16 protein-coding genes are annotated in these 16,806 nt (G+C 71.8%); 10 read left to right on the forward strand and 6 right to left on the reverse strand.

Annotation, left to right across the window (positions count from 1 at the left end):
• Positions 1–52 precede the first annotated feature (52 nt).
• Entirely contained in the window at positions 53–949 is an 897-nt protein-coding gene (locus EDF19_RS14975) for a patatin-like phospholipase family protein (protein WP_123681653.1), read from the forward strand.
• Positions 946–2,985, forward strand: a complete 2,040-nt coding sequence (locus EDF19_RS14980; protein WP_123681654.1) for a prolyl oligopeptidase family serine peptidase — start codon at positions 946–948, stop codon at positions 2,983–2,985. The genes EDF19_RS14975 and EDF19_RS14980 overlap by 4 nt, the downstream gene beginning before the upstream one ends.
• Before the next feature lie 228 nt (positions 2,986–3,213).
• Here the strand turns inward: EDF19_RS14980 and EDF19_RS14985 are convergent, their stop codons facing one another.
• Positions 3,214–4,407, reverse strand: a complete 1,194-nt coding sequence (locus EDF19_RS14985) for an acyl-CoA dehydrogenase family protein (RefSeq protein WP_123681655.1) — start codon at positions 4,405–4,407, stop codon at positions 3,214–3,216.
• A gap of 47 nt (positions 4,408–4,454) precedes the next feature.
• Here EDF19_RS14985 and EDF19_RS14990 point away from each other — a divergent pair, with 47 nt between their 5' ends.
• A complete protein-coding gene (locus EDF19_RS14990; protein ID WP_123681656.1) occupies positions 4,455–5,063 on the forward strand; it encodes a QsdR family transcriptional regulator in 609 nt (202 codons plus the stop codon).
• The gene (locus tag EDF19_RS14995) at positions 5,060–5,497 is read left to right on the forward strand and encodes a thioesterase family protein (protein WP_123681657.1); all 438 of its coding nucleotides are present in this window, start codon (positions 5,060–5,062) and stop codon (positions 5,495–5,497) included. The genes EDF19_RS14990 and EDF19_RS14995 overlap by 4 nt, the downstream gene beginning before the upstream one ends.
• 2 nt (positions 5,498–5,499) lie before the next feature.
• Here EDF19_RS14995 and EDF19_RS15000 read toward each other — a convergent pair whose 3' ends face one another.
• Positions 5,500–5,940 (reverse strand): VOC family protein, encoded by a 441-nt coding sequence (locus EDF19_RS15000; RefSeq protein ID WP_123681658.1) that lies wholly within the window; start codon positions 5,938–5,940, stop codon positions 5,500–5,502.
• A gap of 288 nt (positions 5,941–6,228) precedes the next feature.
• Entirely contained in the window at positions 6,229–9,687 is a 3,459-nt protein-coding gene (locus EDF19_RS15005) for a bifunctional proline dehydrogenase/L-glutamate gamma-semialdehyde dehydrogenase (RefSeq protein WP_123681659.1), read from the reverse strand.
• Between the two features lie 105 nt (positions 9,688–9,792).
• Between EDF19_RS15005 and EDF19_RS15010 the strand changes: the two genes are divergently transcribed.
• The 3 genes from EDF19_RS15010 to EDF19_RS15020 all read left to right on the forward strand — a co-directional run bounded on the left by EDF19_RS15010 (position 9,793) and on the right by EDF19_RS15020 (position 13,316).
• Complete coding sequence (locus EDF19_RS15010; RefSeq protein WP_123681660.1) at positions 9,793–10,695, forward strand: LysR family transcriptional regulator; 903 nt, start codon at positions 9,793–9,795, stop codon at positions 10,693–10,695.
• A 267-nt stretch (positions 10,696–10,962) separates the two neighbouring features.
• The gene (locus EDF19_RS15015) at positions 10,963–12,558 is read left to right on the forward strand and encodes a putative Ig domain-containing protein (protein ID WP_123681661.1); all 1,596 of its coding nucleotides are present in this window, start codon (positions 10,963–10,965) and stop codon (positions 12,556–12,558) included.
• 125 nt (positions 12,559–12,683) lie between these two features.
• Entirely contained in the window at positions 12,684–13,316 is a 633-nt protein-coding gene (locus tag EDF19_RS15020; protein WP_123681751.1) for an FMN-dependent NADH-azoreductase, read from the forward strand.
• A 2-nt stretch (positions 13,317–13,318) separates the two neighbouring features.
• Here EDF19_RS15020 and EDF19_RS15025 read toward each other — a convergent pair whose 3' ends face one another.
• From EDF19_RS15025 to EDF19_RS15035, 3 genes are all read right to left on the reverse strand, one after another.
• Positions 13,319–13,696, reverse strand: a complete 378-nt coding sequence (locus tag EDF19_RS15025; RefSeq protein WP_123681662.1) for an antitoxin HicB — start codon at positions 13,694–13,696, stop codon at positions 13,319–13,321.
• Between the two features lie 14 nt (positions 13,697–13,710).
• Complete coding sequence (locus EDF19_RS19545) at positions 13,711–13,914, reverse strand: type II toxin-antitoxin system HicA family toxin (protein WP_123681663.1); 204 nt, start codon at positions 13,912–13,914, stop codon at positions 13,711–13,713.
• A gap of 146 nt (positions 13,915–14,060) precedes the next feature.
• The gene (locus tag EDF19_RS15035; protein WP_185022879.1) at positions 14,061–15,104 is read right to left on the reverse strand and encodes an MBL fold metallo-hydrolase; all 1,044 of its coding nucleotides are present in this window, start codon (positions 15,102–15,104) and stop codon (positions 14,061–14,063) included.
• Positions 15,105–15,306: 202 nt separating this feature from the next.
• On the opposite strand from EDF19_RS15035, the gene EDF19_RS15040 reads away from it, so the two are divergent.
• The 3 genes from EDF19_RS15040 (at position 15,307) to EDF19_RS19235 (ending at position 16,806) form a co-directional block, all read left to right on the forward strand.
• A complete protein-coding gene (locus EDF19_RS15040; RefSeq protein ID WP_123681665.1) occupies positions 15,307–16,350 on the forward strand; it encodes an ATP-dependent DNA ligase in 1,044 nt (347 codons plus the stop codon).
• A 154-nt stretch (positions 16,351–16,504) separates the two neighbouring features.
• A complete protein-coding gene (locus EDF19_RS19230; protein WP_185022880.1) occupies positions 16,505–16,666 on the forward strand; it encodes a hypothetical protein in 162 nt (53 codons plus the stop codon).
• Complete coding sequence (locus EDF19_RS19235) at positions 16,663–16,806, forward strand: hypothetical protein (protein ID WP_185022881.1); 144 nt, start codon at positions 16,663–16,665, stop codon at positions 16,804–16,806. Before EDF19_RS19230 ends, EDF19_RS19235 begins: the two co-directional genes overlap by 4 nt.

The following is a 16,806-nucleotide window of genomic DNA, read 5'->3' on the forward strand; positions in this document are numbered from 1 at the left end:
AGGACGTCCCGGCCTCCACCGGCCCGTCGCTCGCAGCTGGTAAGCAGGACCCATGACCGACGTCGCGACACCCGTACCCGGATCCAGAGCCCTCGTCCTCGGAGGCGGCGGTGTCGCCGGGATCGCCTGGGAGGTCGGGGTCCTCTCGGCGCTGCAGGACGCCGGCGTCGACCTCGACGCGGCCGACCTCGTCGTCGGCACGAGTGCGGGCAGCGTCGTCGGCGCCTTCGTCCGGAGCGGGGCGGTGCAGCAGGCGTACGACCAGCAGCACACCCCCGCGCCCACCACGTACGAGGAACCAGCCGCCATCGACGCCGAGGCCGTCCAGCAGCGCATCGGCGCAGCGCTCGAGGGAGCCACCAGTGAGCAGGACGCCCGAGCGCGCCTCGGCCTCGCGGCGCAGCAGGTGACCGGCGGGCAGAGCGACGACGAGCGGACCGCGACCTTCAGCGAGACGCTGCCGTCGACCGAGTGGCCGGCGAAGCCCCTCGCCGTCACCGCCGTGGACGCCACCGACGGCACCTTCCGGCTCCTCACCTCGGCCGACGGCGTGCCGCTCCCCCGTGCGGTCGCCGCGAGCTGCTCGGTGCCGTTCGTGTGGTCGCCCGTCGGCATCGAGGGTCGGCCGTACGTCGACGGCGGGATGCGCTCCGGCACGAACGCCGACGCCGCTGCCGGGCACGAACGGGTGCTCGTGATCGCGTGCGGCCCCGAGGGTCCCTCGCCGCTCGGGCCGTGGCTCGACGTCGCGGTGGAATCGCTCCGCGCCGGTGGCAGCTCCGTCGAGGTGATCGTCGCCGACAGCACCGCGCAGCAGGCCTTCGGGACGAACTCGCTGTCCTTGGCGACGCAGGCACCCTCTGCCGAGGCCGGTCGAGCGCAGGGAAGCGCCGTCGCCGAGCAGGTCGCGGCGTTCTGGTCAGAGGTCGTCGATAGCGTGGTCGCATGACGACGCCGTTCTCCGACCTCGACCAGTACATCGCGCTCCCCCGGGTCGACGGGATCGCCATCAGTCCGGACGGGTCCCGCGTGGCCCTGACCGTGAGTGCGCTCGACGCGGACGCGACCGGCTACCGGCGCTCGATCTGGCAGGTGCCAGCAGACGGCGACGACGCAGACGCCCGACCGGTCCGCCTCACCCGCTCCGCCAAGGGCGAGGGCGGCGTCGCCTTCACCCGCACCGGTGACCTGCTCTTCGTGTCCGCCCGCCCCGACGCCGACGCGAAGGACGTCGAGGCACCGCAGCTCTGGGTCCTCCCGGCAGCCGGTGGCGAGGCCCGGCCCCTCACCCGTCTCACCGGCGGTGTCGGCGGCGTGCTCGCGACGGCAGCGGCCGCCGACGTCGTCACACTGACCGCCGACCTCCTGCCGGGCGCGGGCTCCGACCCGTCGACCGTGATCGACGCCGACGCCGAGCTCCGGAAGGCCCGCAAGGACAAGAAGGTCCACGCGATCCTGCACGAGACCTACCCCGTTCGGTACTGGGACCACGACCTCGGTCCCGACCAGACCCACGTGCTGGCCCTCGACCTCAGTGCGGATGCGACAGCGGCTGGCGCCGCCCGGCTCCCTGACCTGGCTGACCTCACCCCGGCACCGGGCCGTTCACTCGACCACGTCGACGGGGCGCTCACGCCCGACGGATCGGTCCTGGTCGCGACCGTGGGCGTCCGGGAGGCCCGTGGGGACCGCTCGACGCTCGTCACGATCGAGCGCTCCAGCGGCCACCGCACGGTGCTGTTCGACGACGTCGACGTCGATCACGAGATGCCTGCACTCAGCCACGACGGCCGGACGATCGCGTGGGTCCGCACGGTCCGCTCGACGCCCGCAGGCGCGCACCAGCAAGAGGTCTGGACCGCCGGCATCGACGGGTCCGATGCTCGCCGCATCGCGACCGACTGGGACCGCTGGCCGAATGAGCTCGTCTTCGAGCACGGTGACCGGGCGCTCCTCGCCGTCGCCGACCAAGACGGCCGCGCACCGGTCTTCCGGATCCCGCTCGACGGCAGCGCCGTCGAGCAGGTGACCCACGACGACTTCGCGTACTCCGGCCTGCGCGTGGCGGAGGCGACGGGCGTGGTCGTCGCGCTCCGTGCCTCCTGGGCGGCGCCGCTGCACCCCGTGCGGATCGCGACGGACGGACAGGTGACCACGCTCGCGACCCCGGCGCCCCTGCCGGAGGTGCCCGCGCGCTTGGAAGAGGTCGAGACGACCGCCGCCGACGGTGCCCGTGTGCGTGGCTGGCTGGTCGTGCCGGACGGCGACGGGCCGCACCCGCTGCTGCTCTGGATCCACGGCGGACCGCTCAACTCGTGGAACCAGTGGTCGTGGCGCTGGAACCCGATGCTCGCCGCGGAGCGCGGGTACGCGGTGCTCCTCCCCGACCCGGCGCTGTCGACCGGGTACGGGCTCGACTTCGTGAACCGCGGCTGGAACGCGTGGGGGCAGGCGCCGTACACGGACCTCATGGCGATCACCGACGAGGTCGTCGCACGACCGGACATCGACGAGACCCGTACTGCGGCGCTCGGCGGCTCGTTCGGCGGCTACATGGCGAACTGGGTCGCCGGGCACACCGACCGGTTCCGGGCGATCGTGACGCACGCGAGCCTCTGGGCGCTCGACCAGTTCAACGGCACCACGGACGCGTCGCACTACTGGGAGTCGATCTTCGACGCCGCCGGCCTCGAGGCGAACGACCCGCACCGGTTCGTCACCGACATCTCGTCGCCGATGCTCGTCATCCACGGCGACAAGGACTACCGAGTGCCGATCGGCGAGGGGCTGCGCCTGTGGTCCGAGCTCGCCGAGCACCACGCGGCGCCGGACGGGTCGATGCCGCACCGCTTCCTGTACTTCCCGGACGAGAACCACTGGGTGCTCGCGCCGCAGCACGCCGTGGTCTGGTACGAGACGGTGTTCGCGTTCCTCGACCAGCACGTGCGCGGGGCGGAGTGGCAGCGGCCCGAGTTGCTGGGGTAGCGGGCGGCGGGGGCTGGCCAGCGCTCGGGCCGGGGCTCTGGCCGGCGCTCGGGCGCGAAACACCGGTGTGCGCGCATTGCACACCCGTGTGCGTGGGTTCATCGCACGGACACCGGTGCTCAGCAGGACAGCGGGCGCGCCGGCGGCCCAGCAGGACAGCGGGCGCACCGGCGGGCCAGCAGGGCAGCGGGCGCGCCGGCGGCCCAGCAGGACGCCGGCCGCGGCGCGCTACACGAACGCAGCCTGGCCCGTGATCGCCCGACCGACGATGAGCGTGTTCACCTCGCGCGTGCCCTCGTACGAGTAGATCGCCTCGGCGTCCGCGAAGAACCGCGCGACGCCCGTGTCGAGCACGATGCCGTTGCCGCCCTGCACCTCGCGGCACCAGGCGACGGTCTCACGCATCTTCGACGTCGCGAACGCCTTCGCCAGCGCCGAGTGCTCGTCACCCCCGACCCCCGCGTCCTGCATGGCCGAAGCCTGCGTGCACAGGGCGATCGAGGCCGTGATGTTCGACAGCGACTTGACGAGCAGGTCCTGCACGAGCTGGTGCGCGGCGATGGGCTTGCCGAACTGGATCCGCTCGCGGGCGTAGGCCAGGGCCGCTTCGTACGCGCCGACCGCGATGCCGACCGCCTGCCACGCGACCTCGGTCCGGGTCAGTCGGAGGACCTCGGCCGTCGCACGGAACGACGTGGCCCGCTGCAGCCGCCGTGCTTCCGGCACCCGCACGCCGTGCATGACGATGTCGGCGTTCTGGACGCTGCGCAGCGCGATCTTGTCCTCGATCTTCGTGGCGGTGAACCCGGGGGTGTCCGTCGTGACGAGGAAGCCCTTGACCTGCCCGTCCTCGACGTCCTTCGCCCAGATCACGACGACGTCGGCGAAGGTGGCGTTGCCGATCCAGCGCTTCTCACCGTCGAGCACCCACTCGTCACCCTCGCGCCGTGCGGTGGTGCGGAGCCCCTTCGCGGAGTCGCTCCCCGAGTACGGCTCGGTGAGCCCGAAGGCCCCGACGATCTCGCCCGCGGCCATCCGCGGCAGCCACTCGCGCTGCTGCTCGTCGCTGCCGGCGACCGCGATGGAGTTCATCGCCAGGCCGGACTGCACCCCGATGAACGTCGCGACGCTCGCGTCGACCCGACCGAGCTCGAGCGCCGCCCACCCCCGGTACACCGCGGAGTTCTCGAACTGGCGCACGAGCGGGACACCCGGCCCGTACATGCCGAGCTCGGCGAGCGGCGCGATGACCTGCATCGGGAACTCGGCTCGCGCCCAGTACTCGTCGGCGATGGGCGCGACATCGCGCTCGAGGTACTCCCGGAGCCGCCCGATCGACGCGCGCTCCTGCTCGGTGAGCTGCTGCTGGAAGCCGTAGAAGTCCGATTCGAGCAGGGCCGTCGTGGGCGTCGTCGTTGACATGGCACCAACGATGCATCATTCTCGAAAACGTTGCAAGGGAGGCTCGCGTGTACACATCGGATTCTGCGCTGCGCGCTTTCCGGGAGGCCCGCCACACCTTCATCGACGGCTCACGCATCGACATGGGCGCGTTGGCTGCCGCACTCGGCGTGGACAGGACGTCCCTGTTCCGGTGGGTGGGCAACCGTGACCGGTTGCTGTCCGAGATCCTGTGGTCCCTCGCAGTGCCGACGCTCGACCGGGCCACCAGCGCTGCCGACGCCGCCGGTGCTGTCGGGGCCGCTCGCATGGTCGCCGTGCTCGACCGTTTCACCGCCGACCTGATCGAGGCGACGTACTTCCGCGCGTTCCTCACGCGAGAACCCGCCCGCGCGATGCGCCTGCTCACCACCTCGGACAGCGACGTGCAGAGCCGGTTCGTCGGACGGGTCACCGCACTCATCGAGCAGCAGGAGTCGTCGGGTACGTTCGATCCGGCACCGTTGTCGGCTGAGGAGCTCGCACGGCTGCTCGTCCGGATCTCCGAGTCGTTCACCTACGCCGAGTTCATCTCCGGCGAGACCCCCGATCCCGACCGAGCCCGTGCAGCGTTCGAGTACGTCCTGCGGCCCGACGCGGTGCACTCCACACCCGCACCACCGATCGGAGACCGATGACCATCGACGAGTACCCGTTCCGCCGGATCTACCCCACGCGGTGGAACGACAACGACATGTTCGGGCACGTCAACAACACGATCTACTACTCGGCGATGGACAACGCGTCGACGTACTGGTTCCGCGAGGAAGCGGGCCTCGACCCCTTCTCGTCGGAGTGGATCGCGGTGCTGGTGTCGTCGAGCTGCCGGTTCGTCGAGTCGGCGGTGTGGCCGGACGTGATCGAGGTCGGGATGCGCTCGAAGCACCTCGGGAACACGAGCCTGTCGTGGGAGTTCGGGCTGTTCCGGCAGTCCGACGGCGGCCTGCTCGCGACGGGCGAGTTCGCGCACGTGATCATCGACCGTGAGGGTGCCCGCCGGCCGATCCCCCTGCCGGAGTCGCTCCGCGAGCTCGTGACGTCGACGATGGTCGCGGAGCAGCCCGCCACCTGAGGTCAGGCCTTCAGGGCGGCCAGCTCGAGGTTGATGTCGTCGGGGTCCTGGACGGACAGGATCACCATGCCGGCATCACCGAGGTCCGTGACCTCTCCGTGCTCGACCCCTGCGGCGTCGAGACGCGCGGCCGCCTGGTGCAGCTCGTCCACCGATCCGACGACGAAGCTCACGTGGTCGAGGCCCACCGAGTCCGGGTTGAACCGCTGCCCCGCGGGAGCCACCGGACGGAGTCCGAACACCTGGTCGCCGAGCTGGAACACGGAGCCGCCGTAGAAGCGCTCGCGGTCCTCGCGGATGCCCGGCTCGTCGACCTGGTCGCTGAAGTCGATGGCCGGGTCGGTGCCGAGCAGCTGCTGGTAGAACGCCTTGCTGCGGTGGATGTCGGTCACGGTCACGCGGACGTGGGCCAGGGCGGTCGGGCGTGCGAACGGTTCGGTCATGGCGGTGCTCCTCCGGGTTCCTCCCCGACACAGGCCGCCGGGGTGCGCGCCGTGGTTGCGGCGCACATCCGAGGCAACGCTCGGTCCCTCCGAAGCGCCCGACACCGTGCGGCGACCGGACAGCGACGTGCATCGCGTTCCGCACGTCGCACGTCGCACGTCGCACGTCGCACGTCGCACGTCGCACGTCGCACGACCAAAGTGCCCCCGAACCGCGGTTCTCCGCAGTTCGGGGGCACTTTGGTTGTGCAAGCGGCGCTGGACCCGAACGCCAGCGCCGCGGTCCGGTCAGATCAGGTCGTCGGTCAGGTGGTTCGGCGTCCCGAAGCGGTGCGCCGTGATCGAGACCGCCTGCTCGCGGACGAACGGCAGGATCTCGAGCCGACCGGCCTCGGTCACCGGCCCGCCGTACACCGCGACGTCCGGCCGACCGCCGACGGCCGTGCACAGCGCCGAGGCGTCTCCGCCGATGAGCCGCACGCGGGCCGACGGACCAGCCGAGATGGACGCCGCGAAGGCCTCGTCGGTGACCGCCTGCGACAGCGACCGGACGATGGGCAGCGATCGGAGCGCGGACGCGACGGGTGCCGGCAGCGCCGCAGCCGTGGAGACCTCGATCGGCGTACCGGCCCGGAGCGCAGCAGCGACGACCCGGACGAGCTCAGGGACAGCATCCTCGTCAACCGATGCCAACCGCACCTGCACCGAGGGGAACGGCAGGTAGCGCGCGATGTTCCGCTCCGCCGACAGGGCTGAGACGTCGGTCGCGGTCCCGAACAGCGTCGACCAGGCCTGCTCGTCCGACGCGAGCGACCGATCGAGCACGGACGACGAGACCCCCGCAGCACGGACGAAGGTGCTGATCGGGCCGGTCGGCGTGGCCGCAGCGGTCGACTCGGTGGACTGCCACGACCCCAGCCCGAGCAGGTAGTTCAGCCCGCCGGCCTTGGTGCCCGCGCCGACGGCCGACTTCTTCCACCCGCCGAACGGCTGCCGACGCACGATCGCACCGGTGATGCCGCGGTTGACGTAGAGGTTGCCCGCCTGGATCCGCGACAGCCACGTGCCGATCTCGGCCGGGTCGAGCGAGTGCAGGCCCGAGGTCAGGCCGTAGTCGACCTCGTTGACGATGTCGATGGCCTCGTCGAGGGTGTCGGCGGTCATCATGCCGAGGATCGGACCGAAGTACTCGGTGCGGTGGTACTCCGAGCCACGCCGGACGCCCTGTCGGACCCCGGGGCTCCAGAGCTTCCCGGTCTCGTCGAGCTGCTTCGGCTCGACCGCCCAGGACTCCCCCGCGCCGAGCGTCGTCAGCCCGGCGAGCAGCTTGCCCGACGCCGGCTCGATGATCGGACCCATCTGGGTGGCGGAGTCGGTCGGGTACCCGACGGTGAGCGAGGACACGGCGTCGAGCAGCTGGTTGCGGAAGCGCTTCGACTTCGCGACCGAGCCGACCATCACGACGAGCGACGCGGCCGAGCACTTCTGGCCCGCGTGCCCGAAGGCCGAGGCGACGACGTCCTTCACGGCGAGGTCGAGGTCGGACGACGGCGTCACGATGACGGCGTTCTTGCCCGAGGTCTCGGCGAGCAGCGGGAGGTCGGGGCGGAACGACCGGAACAACTCGGCGGTCTCGTAGGCACCGGTGAGGATGACCTGGTCGACCATCGGCGACGCGATGAGCTGCTGCCCGAGCTCGTCCTCCGACACCTGCAAGAACGCGAGGACGTCGGCCGGTGCGCCGTGAGCGTCGAGCGCGGTCTCGATGATCGAGGCGAGCACGGCACCGGAGCGCTCTGCGGGCGGCGCCGGCTTCAGGACGACGGCGGACCCGGCGGCGAGGGCTGCGAGGGTGGAGCCGGCGGGGATCGCGACCGGGAAGTTCCACGGCGGTGCGACCAGGGTCAGTGCGGCCGGCGTGAAGGTCGCGCCGTCGAGCTCGTCGAGCTGGGACGCGAGCGAGCCGTAGAAGTGGGCGAAGTCGATCGCTTCGGAGACTTCGGGGTCGGCCTGGTCGATGGTCTTGCCGGTCTCAGCGGCCATGACCTCGATGAGGGCGGCACGGTTCGCCTCGAGCGCATCGCCGACGGCGTGCAGCACCGTGCCACGCGCGGCACCGGACCAGCTGCCCCAGACCGCACCCGCGGCCCGGACGCGACCGAGCGCCGAGTCGAGCGAAGAGGCGGACTCGACCCGGGCCTCCTGGACGGCACGGACGCCGAGCGTCGACGACGCGATCCGGTCCGTGATGGCCGCACCCCACTGGCGCACCGCAGCGACCGACGGGTCGCTGTCCGGGGTGTTCTCGAAGCGGCCGGGGCCGGGGCGTCCGACTGCGGCGTAGCGGTCGGCGACCCGGTGGGAAGCCGGCACTGCCAGTCCCTCGGGCGTCGCGAGCGGCGCCAGGGACGCGCGGAACCGCTCTTCTTCGCGCGCGAAGAGCGGCGGCGACGACACCAGGGAGAACACGGCGGACATGAAGTTGTCCTGCGACGCGCCCTCTTCGAGGCGGCGGATCAGGTAGGCGATCGCGACGTCGAACTCGCCCGGGTGGACGACGGGCGTGTAGAGCAGCAGCGAGCCGACGGTGCGCCGGACGGCAGCGGCTTGCCCCTGCGCCATGCCGAGCAGCATCTCGAACTCGATGCCGTCCCGCACGCCACGCGTCCCGGCGAGCAGCCAGGCGTGCGCCACGTCGAACAGGTTGTGCCCGGCGACGCCGACCCGCACGTTCGCGATGCGATCCGGGGTGAGTGCCCAGTCGAGCACCCGCTTGTAGTTGGTGTCGGAGTCCTGCTTGGTGTGCCAGGTGGCGAGCGGCCAGCCGTGCACCGAGGCCTCGACCTGCTCCATCGGCAGGTTCGCGCCCTTGACCAGACGGACCTTGATGGCGGCACCACCGCGGGCACGACGGGCGGCGGACCACTCCTGCAGCTCCTGCATCGCGGCGAGTGCGTCGGGCAGGTACGCCTGCAGGACGATCCCGGCCTCGAGTTCGAGGAACGCCGGCTCGTCGAGGAGCTTCGTGAAGACCGCGATCGTGAGGTCGAGGTCCTTGTACTCCTCCATGTCGAGGTTGATGAACTTCGCGGGCGTCGCAGCGGCGGCGCGCTCGAACAGCGGGCGGAGCTGCTCGACGATGTCGTCGACGGCGTGGTCGAAGGCCCACGGCGAGTGCGGGTGCACGGTGGAGGAGACCTTGATCGACACGTAGTCGACGTCGTCGCGTGCCAGGAGCTTGTGCGTGCCCTCGAGCCGGCGTGCGGCCTCGTGCTCGCCGAGCACCGCTTCGCCGAGCAGGTTCACGTTGAGCCGGACGCCGTCCTGCTTGATCTTCGCGATCGCCGGGCCGAGCTTGGCGTCGGTCGCGTCGACGATGAGGTGGCCGACCATGTTGCGGAGGACCCGGCGGGCGATCGGCACGACGACGCCCGGCAGGACCGGGGCCATGCCGCCGCCGAGCCGGACGAGTCCGCGGAGCGCGGCGGGCAGGAACCCGGGGGCGTCCGGCGCGATCTGGCGGAGCTTGCGGGCGGCGACGGCGAGGTCCTCTGGCCGGACGACGCCGTCGACGAACCCGACCGCGAAGTCGAGTCCGGCGGGGTCCGCGAGCACGCCGGCGAGCTGCTTCGCCGAGCCGTCGACCGGGTAGGTCTCGGCTTCGGCGAGCCACTGCCGCACGAGCGCGACGGACTCGTCCGCCAGGGCGTCGTGGTCGGTGGCGGGGTGCTCCTGCAGGGTCGTCATGGGTTCAGTGTGGAGGCCCCGGATGCAGTAGCGGAAGCGACCGTTCCTGACGGGTACCGTTCAGTTGCGCTACCGGATCAGCCGCGACCCCGCTACCGTCGGACCATGCTCGATGTCCGCCGCCTGGTCCTCCTCCGCGAGTTGTCGATCCGCGGCACGATCGCGGCCGTCGCCGAGGCGATGAACTTCACCCCGTCTGCCGTGTCGCAGCAGCTCAGCGCCCTCGAACGCGAGGCCGGGGTGCAGCTCCTCCGCAAGGCCGGACGGCGGCTGCAGCTCACCCCGCAGGCCGAGGTGCTCGTGGCCGCCGCAGGCCACGTGCAGGACGTCCTCGAGCAGGCCCAGGCGCAGGTCGAGGACACCCTGCCGTCGGTGCAGGGGCGCGTGCGCGTCGCCGTGTTCCAGTCCGCGGCGCTCGCCCTGATGCCGAACGCGCTGTACGAGATGGCGACCGAGCACCCGGACGTCCGGGTCGAGATGGTGCAGCGCGAGCCGGAGACGGCGCTCAACGAGACGTGGGCCCGGGACTTCGACATGGTCATCGCCGAGCAGTACCCCGCACACGCCGCTCCGCACCTGCCGGGTCTCGACCGTTCGGACCTCACCACCGATGCCGTCCGGCTGGCGCTGCCGCCGCTCGACACGGCCCTGCTCCCGGTGTCGTCGCTGGAGGACGCCGAAGCCCTGCCGTGGGTGATGGAACCCCGGGGCACGGCGTCGCGGCACTTCGCTGAGCAGGTCTGTCGCCGCTGGGGCTTCGAGCCGGACGTCCGCTACGAGACCGCCGACCTGCAGACCCAGATCCGCCTGGTCGAGTCCGGGAACGCCGTCAGCCTGATGCCCGACCTGATGTGGACCGGCCGCACCACGACGTGTCGACTGCTGGAGCTGCCGGAGCGCCCGCGTCGGACGATCTTCACCGTCGTGCGGTCGGCCGGGTCGTCCTCACCGGCGGTCCGTGCGCTGCGCGCCGCCCTGGAGCGCGCAGCCGCGGTCGTGGGCGACTGACCCGCCCGGGTCGTCAGGATCGTGGCGCTCGCCTCGACCCACTGACGGTCTGGAGGCGCGGGGCGGGCCCGCCCCGCGCCTCCAGACCGTCCCGTGGTCACCGCCACCGATCGGCGGATCTCCGCAAGCACCCCCAACCTGGGTCACATTCCGATCACCGAGCCCTGTACGGCCACGCAGGGCCAGTACGATCCGATGACGCCGAAACTCTCGGCAGATTCTTACGATCCGGCGACCCCGCCGGACCTGAACCCCTGGGGGGAACCCGTGCACCGCAGCACCTCCGCCGTCCGACGCGCCTGCGCCGTCGGCACCACCGTCGCGCTGGTCGGTCTGACCACCGGCCTCGGCATCATGACCGCGACGGCCGCGAACGCCGAGCCGCTCGGCACCGAGCAGCCCTTCGAGACCGAGACGCCGGCCCCCGCGCTGCCCGAGACGCCGGTCCCCGACGAGGAGTCCCCCGTCCCCGCGCCGACCGACGCGCCGACCGAGACCCCGGCTCCCGAGGAGTCCCCGGCTCCGGCCCCGGCGCCGGTCGAGACCGAGCCGGAGGCTCCCGCCTCGACGACCCCCGCCGCGCCCGAGACCTCGGTGCCGACCGCGACGAAGACCCCCGACGTGACCACGAAGGCCGCCGACGCCACCGTCACGATCGAGGGCGCCGCGAAGGTCGGCTCGCTCCTCAGCGCCGTCGTCACCGGCTTCGACGAGGAGAGCACCTACAAGTACTCCTGGAGCGACCAGGACGGCAACGTGCTGTCCAAGACCGCGACCTACCGCGTCGACGCGACCGACGTCCGGAAGACCATCGTGGTCGCCGTGACCGGTACCGCGCCCGAGTCCGCCCCCGTCACGATCGTCTCCGACGCCACCGCTCCGGTCAGCCAGACGCCGGCGTTCCTCGGCGCCGACGGTGAGCCGACCACGGCCGGTGCGGACCAGGACGACCCGCTCGCGCTGAGCACGACCGCCGGCGACGCGTTCTCGTACACGTTCCGCACGCAGGGCTTCCCGGAGCCCACGCTGAAGCTCGCGTACTACTTCGACGAGGACGCCGAGTACTACGACGGCCCCGCGGACCAGCTGCCCGAGGGCCTGACCTTCGACGCGTCGACCGGTGAGCTCAGCGGCACCACCACCTGGGCCTCCGACTGGACCTTCGCCGTCACCGCGACGAGCGGCACCGAGACCGTGACCCAGTACGTCGACCTGACCGTCGACGCCGCTGCTCCCCTCGGCGTGCTCGTCTACACGACCGACCGCGCCGGCGCCTTCGACTTCGACACCGACGAAGAGAGCGGCACCCGCACCACGTGGATCATCGACCCGACGGGCGCGGTCTTCACCGTGAAGCTGACGAGCGACGGCGACGGCGGGTACTCCGGCAGCGGGATCGACGGCGGCCGACCGACCATCAAGCAGGGCGGCACGCTCCTCGTCCAGGGCGGTCTCGTCGACGCGTACGGCAACGAGATCGACGGCGAGGACGACGAGCCGATCCAGCCGGTCGTCACGTCCGACGTCGCCAGCGACGTCATCACCTCGGACCCCGACTTCGGTGAGTTCGGGCTCGTGAACGTCACGTTCCCGCACGCCTCGACCCACAACCTGTCCGTGTCCGCCGGTTCGTTCACCACGTCCTTCGCGGTCGACGTCCAGCCCACCGCCGTCGCCCCGGTCGTCGCCCCGACGACCCCGGTCCCGGCAGCGGCTCCGGTCACGCCGACCAACCGTGGCGGCCAGCTCGCCTACACCGGTTCGGACGCCACGGACGCCCTCCCCTGGGCACTCGGGCTGCTCGTCGCCGGTGCCGGCCTCATCGGCGCCCGCTTCGTGCGCCGCCGTCGCGCACAGCGCTGACGTGATCCAGCGTCTCCCGTCCGTCGCGTGCCCGCGTGACGGACGGGAGGCCCACCTCGGCCCCGCCTGCCCCCTCACCGGGGCGGCGGGGCCGTTTCCGTACCGCCGCCGGTAGCGTGGTCGGCATGCCCACGCTGCTGCACATCGACTCCTCGGCCGACCTCTCCCACTCGAGCTCGCGCGAGCTGACCGCCGCCTTCGCCGACGCCTGGCGTGCCCGGGGTCCCGAGTACACGGTGGTGCGGCGCGACCTGCACACCGACCAGCTCCCGCACCTCGAGACCTCGGCGCTGCACTGGGCCGCCGCGGACCGCACCGCGGACGAGGTCGTCGCGCCCGAGGCCGAGGCCCTCCGCCAGGAGGTCATCGACGAACTCCTCGCCGCCGACGTCGTCGTGGTCGGTGCGCCGCTGTACAACTACACGGTGCCCTCGACCCTGAAGGCCTGGATCGACCGCATCCACGTCCCCGGGGTCCTGGCCGGGGACGTCCAGCCCCTCGCCGGCCGCCCGGTCGTCACCGTGGTCAGCCGCGGCGCGACCTACGACGCCGGCACGCCGACCGAGGACTGGGACCACGGCTCCCCCGTGCTGCACCTCATCCTCGGCACCGCGCTCGGCATGAAGGCCTACCCGGTCACCGTCAGTGCGACCCTGGCGGACCGGCTGCCCGAACTCGCTCCCCTCGCCGAGCACGCCGCGGCCGAGTTCGCCGACGCGAAGACGACCCTGGAGCGTCTCGCCGCCACCCTCGGCTGACCTCAGGAAGCGTTCGCGAGCTGGTGCACCCGCTGCGCGGAGAGTCCGAGGACCGACGCCATCTCCGCGTACGTGTACCCCTCTGCCCGCATCCGCGTCACGACGCTCCGCGCCAGCCGAGCAGCCTCGGCAGCGTCCTGTCGCGCATGCTCGGCCAGGGCCCGGGACGCCTCCCACTCGGTACGGGCGTCGTCGGGCAGCACGAACTCCACGTCGATCGCGACGTCGGACTCGGGCGCATCCAGCGTCAGCGCGACGCACTCCCGTGCCATCCACTCGACGTCGGCGACCCGTCGCGCCTGCGTGACCGCGCCGGCCGTCGGGATCTCGATCGACCACCATCGGCCTTCTCGGTGGGCCGTCGCCCGGTAGCTCGTCATCATCGTTCCTCCGCTCATCGCCAGCCGTCCGGTGCGTCCGGGAAGATCCGCAGCATCTGTCGAACGACGCCGGGGCTCAGTTCTCTGTGCCTCGGCACCACGAGGCGACCACCGTCCGGTCCGCACCAGACCTCGTGGCTTCCTCGGGTGCGGTCCAGCCACCATCCCCGATGCCGCAGGAACGTCGTGGCTGCCCGGTGTGGAACAGCTCGCACCACGTTATCAAGCCCTTCTAGTCAGTTCCATCAAGGGCCAGTAGAGAACCGGGCCTCGATCTGAGTCTGACGAAGGAGCCCTCGCTGTCGGGGCGGGCAGGGACGATCTGTGCAGGACCGCGGGACCACGTCCTGCTGTGGAGGGACGGTCAGGCGGGGCGGATCTCGTCAGCGCGGCCGAGCAGCTCCGCGTGGAACGCCGTCTGGGTCAGCGCGCTGGCGAGCAGGAACCCCGTCATCGACTCGATCCCACCGCTGAACGGCACCCGAGCGGCGACCTCGAACAACGTCGGCCGGTCGAGGGCATCGAGCGCCCGGGCGACGTGGCGCGAGCGCTCCTCCCGGTGCCGGGCGAGCGTGCGGGCGCGGCCGACGACGTCGCGGAAGCGGTACTCGTGGCCGGGGCAGACCTCGAGGTCGGCGTGCTCGTCGAGCCGTCGCAGCGACGCCAAGTAGTCGCCGAGCGGGTTCGTGTCCGTCCGACCCCCGAGCCCGATGCCGGAGTTGATCCGCGGCAGCACGTGGTCGCCGGTGAAGAGGAGCCCGTCCGGCTCGTCGACGAAGCACACGTGCCCGGCGGTGTGTCCCGGGGTCCAGAGCGTCCGGATCGTCCGACCCGGGATCGGCAGCACGTCGCCGTCGTCCAGCAGCACGTCCGCGAAGGGCTCGGACGTCTGCCCGAGCCCGATGCGACGCCCGCTCCCCCAGGCCGCCACGACGCCGGCACGCAGCTCGGTCGGCAGCCCCCACGTCGCGATCTCGGCGTCGTTCGCCACGGCGTCGGTGCGTTCGCGGTGCAGGGCGTCGACCTCCAACCCGTGCATCGCGACCCGGGCACCGGATGCTCGGCGGACCGCGGCCGCGGCACCGAGGTGATCGGCGTGCAGGTGCGTCACGGCCACGAGGGACACGTCGTCGAGGGACCGCCCGATCGAGTCGAGCGCCCCCCGGAGTTCCGCGAGGGAACCGTCGGCCGACCAGCCGGGGTCGATCAGCGCGAGTGAGCCGTCGCTGCCCTCGACCACGTAGACGAGCGTCGCGTCGGGGACGCCGAACCGGAACGGCACCGCGAGGGTCCAGATGCCGGGGCGGACCTCCTCGACGGGTGGCAGGACGCGGGCACGGAGTGCGGCGGCCTGCACGGCGCTGATCGGTTCCGGGGCCGGCGCTGCCGGCGGTGGCACGGTCGTCACGCCGACCACCCTACTGACGCGCCCGGGACCGCCCGAGGTGATCCGTGCCTCCAGGCTGCTCATGGTGAGCAGAAGATGTCGAGTCGTCGCGCCGGACCCGACCATTGCTGCTCACGAAGCGCAGCGCGCAGCGAAGAGCGCAGCGCACAGCAGCGCGCAGCGCGCAGCGCGGCCCCGCGGCCGCCCCGAGTAGACAGGACGCATGGAGATCGCACCGATGCTCGCCAAGGCCGTCGCCGACGTCCCGGAACCCGACAGCGTGAAGGGCGGCCTGCGGTACGAACCGAAGTGGGACGGCTTCCGCGGGGTCGTCACGATCGACGGGGACGACGTCGAGATCGGCAGCCGCGGCGCGAAGCCCCTCACGCGCTACTTCCCCGAGCTCGTCGAGGCCTTCCGCGCCCAGTTCGGCGGCCGAGACCACCCGGTGGTCCTGGACGGCGAGGTGATCCTGCGCTCCGGCGACCAGGGCGCCGAACGTCTCGACTGGGAATCGCTGTCGCAGCGCATCCACCCGGCGGCCTCGCGGATCGCGAAGCTCAGCGCCGAGACGCCCGCGCAGTTCGTCGCGTTCGACCTGCTCGCCGTGGACGGCGAGGAACTGGTCGACCTGCCGTTCGACGAGCGACGCGACCGCCTGGAGTCGTTGGCGAGCGACATGTCCGACCCCCTCTTCGTGTCCCGCACCACGCTCGACGTCGACCTGGCCCGCGAGTGGCTGACGACGTTCGAGGGCGCTGGCCTGGACGGGGTGGTCGCGAAGCCCCGGACCAAGGCGTACGAGCCGGGCAAGCGCACGATGCTCAAGGTGAAGCACCACCGCACCGCGGACGTCGTCGCCATCGGGTACCGGGTGCACAAGAGCGGATCCGGGGTCGGGTCGCTGCTCGTCGGTTTGTACGGGGACGACGGCGAGCTCCGTCAGGTGGGCGGCGTGTCCGCCTTCTCCGACAAGCGTCGGCTGCAGTTGGTCGACGAGCTCGAGCCCGTCGTGCTCCGCGATGCGGACGGGAGGCCCGTCACCGGCGACGGGGAACGGTCGCGTTTCTCGTCGGGTCGCGACACGTCGTTCGTCCGGCTGGCGCCGGAACGCGTGCTCGAGGTCCGGTACGACCAGATGGAGGGCGACCGGTTCCGGCACACCGTGCAGCTCGAGCGGTGGCGGCCGGACCGCGACGCGGAGTCGTGCGGGTTCGACCAGCTCGAGGTGCCCTCGGCGTACGACCTGCGGGACGTCCTGTCCTGACGGGTGTCGTTGTCCGCTTCGTTGTCCGCTTGGTTGTCCGTTTTTCGCTCGGTTGTGAAAGTAGTTAGCCGAACTAGCGAAACGGTGTCACGATGGTGTCCAGCAGCACGACGGCGTCCGGCCCGGACGCCCCAACGGATCGGAGCGGATCGACATGAGCACCAGCACGCTTCTCCGCCACTCGCAGCGGAACCCCTTCTCGGAGATCCGCGAGGCACGCCGCCAGCGCACCCTGCAGCTCAGCGCGGTCGTCAGTGCCATCGCCGGCGTCACCGCCACCGCACTCGCACTCGTCACGATCGGGCTCGGCTCGTGATCGTCGACGGCATCAGCGACGCGCACCGCGGCACCTGGTCGCGACTCACCCGCCTGCACACCGCGAGCGTCGGCCTGCCGATGCACACCACCCGCGTCGAGGACCCCGACCGGCAGCGGGACAGCAGCCACTCCGCCTGA

It is taken from the genome of Curtobacterium sp. PhB115 (genome assembly GCF_003752025.1).
Classification (GTDB): Bacteria; Actinomycetota; Actinomycetes; order Actinomycetales; family Microbacteriaceae; genus Curtobacterium.

Bases quoted from the DNA above. Each gene is read 5' to 3' on its own strand.
- EDF19_RS14975 (WP_123681653.1), top strand. From the start codon at position 53: ATGACCGACGTCGCGACACCCGTACCCGGATCCAGAGCCCTCGTCCTC.
- EDF19_RS14980 (WP_123681654.1), top strand. From the start codon at position 946: ATGACGACGCCGTTCTCCGACCTCGACCAGTACATCGCGCTCCCCCGG.
- EDF19_RS14985 (WP_123681655.1), bottom strand. From the start codon at position 4,407: ATGTCAACGACGACGCCCACGACGGCCCTGCTCGAATCGGACTTCTAC.
- EDF19_RS14995 (WP_123681657.1), top strand. From the start codon at position 5,060: ATGACCATCGACGAGTACCCGTTCCGCCGGATCTACCCCACGCGGTGG.
- EDF19_RS15000 (WP_123681658.1), bottom strand. From the start codon at position 5,940: ATGACCGAACCGTTCGCACGCCCGACCGCCCTGGCCCACGTCCGCGTG.
- EDF19_RS15005 (WP_123681659.1), bottom strand. From the start codon at position 9,687: ATGACGACCCTGCAGGAGCACCCCGCCACCGACCACGACGCCCTGGCG.
- EDF19_RS15010 (WP_123681660.1), top strand. From the start codon at position 9,793: ATGCTCGATGTCCGCCGCCTGGTCCTCCTCCGCGAGTTGTCGATCCGC.
- EDF19_RS15020 (WP_123681751.1), top strand. From the start codon at position 12,684: ATGCCCACGCTGCTGCACATCGACTCCTCGGCCGACCTCTCCCACTCG.
- EDF19_RS15025 (WP_123681662.1), bottom strand. From the start codon at position 13,696: ATGACGAGCTACCGGGCGACGGCCCACCGAGAAGGCCGATGGTGGTCG.
- EDF19_RS15040 (WP_123681665.1), top strand. From the start codon at position 15,307: ATGGAGATCGCACCGATGCTCGCCAAGGCCGTCGCCGACGTCCCGGAA.
- EDF19_RS19230 (WP_185022880.1), top strand. From the start codon at position 16,505: ATGAGCACCAGCACGCTTCTCCGCCACTCGCAGCGGAACCCCTTCTCG.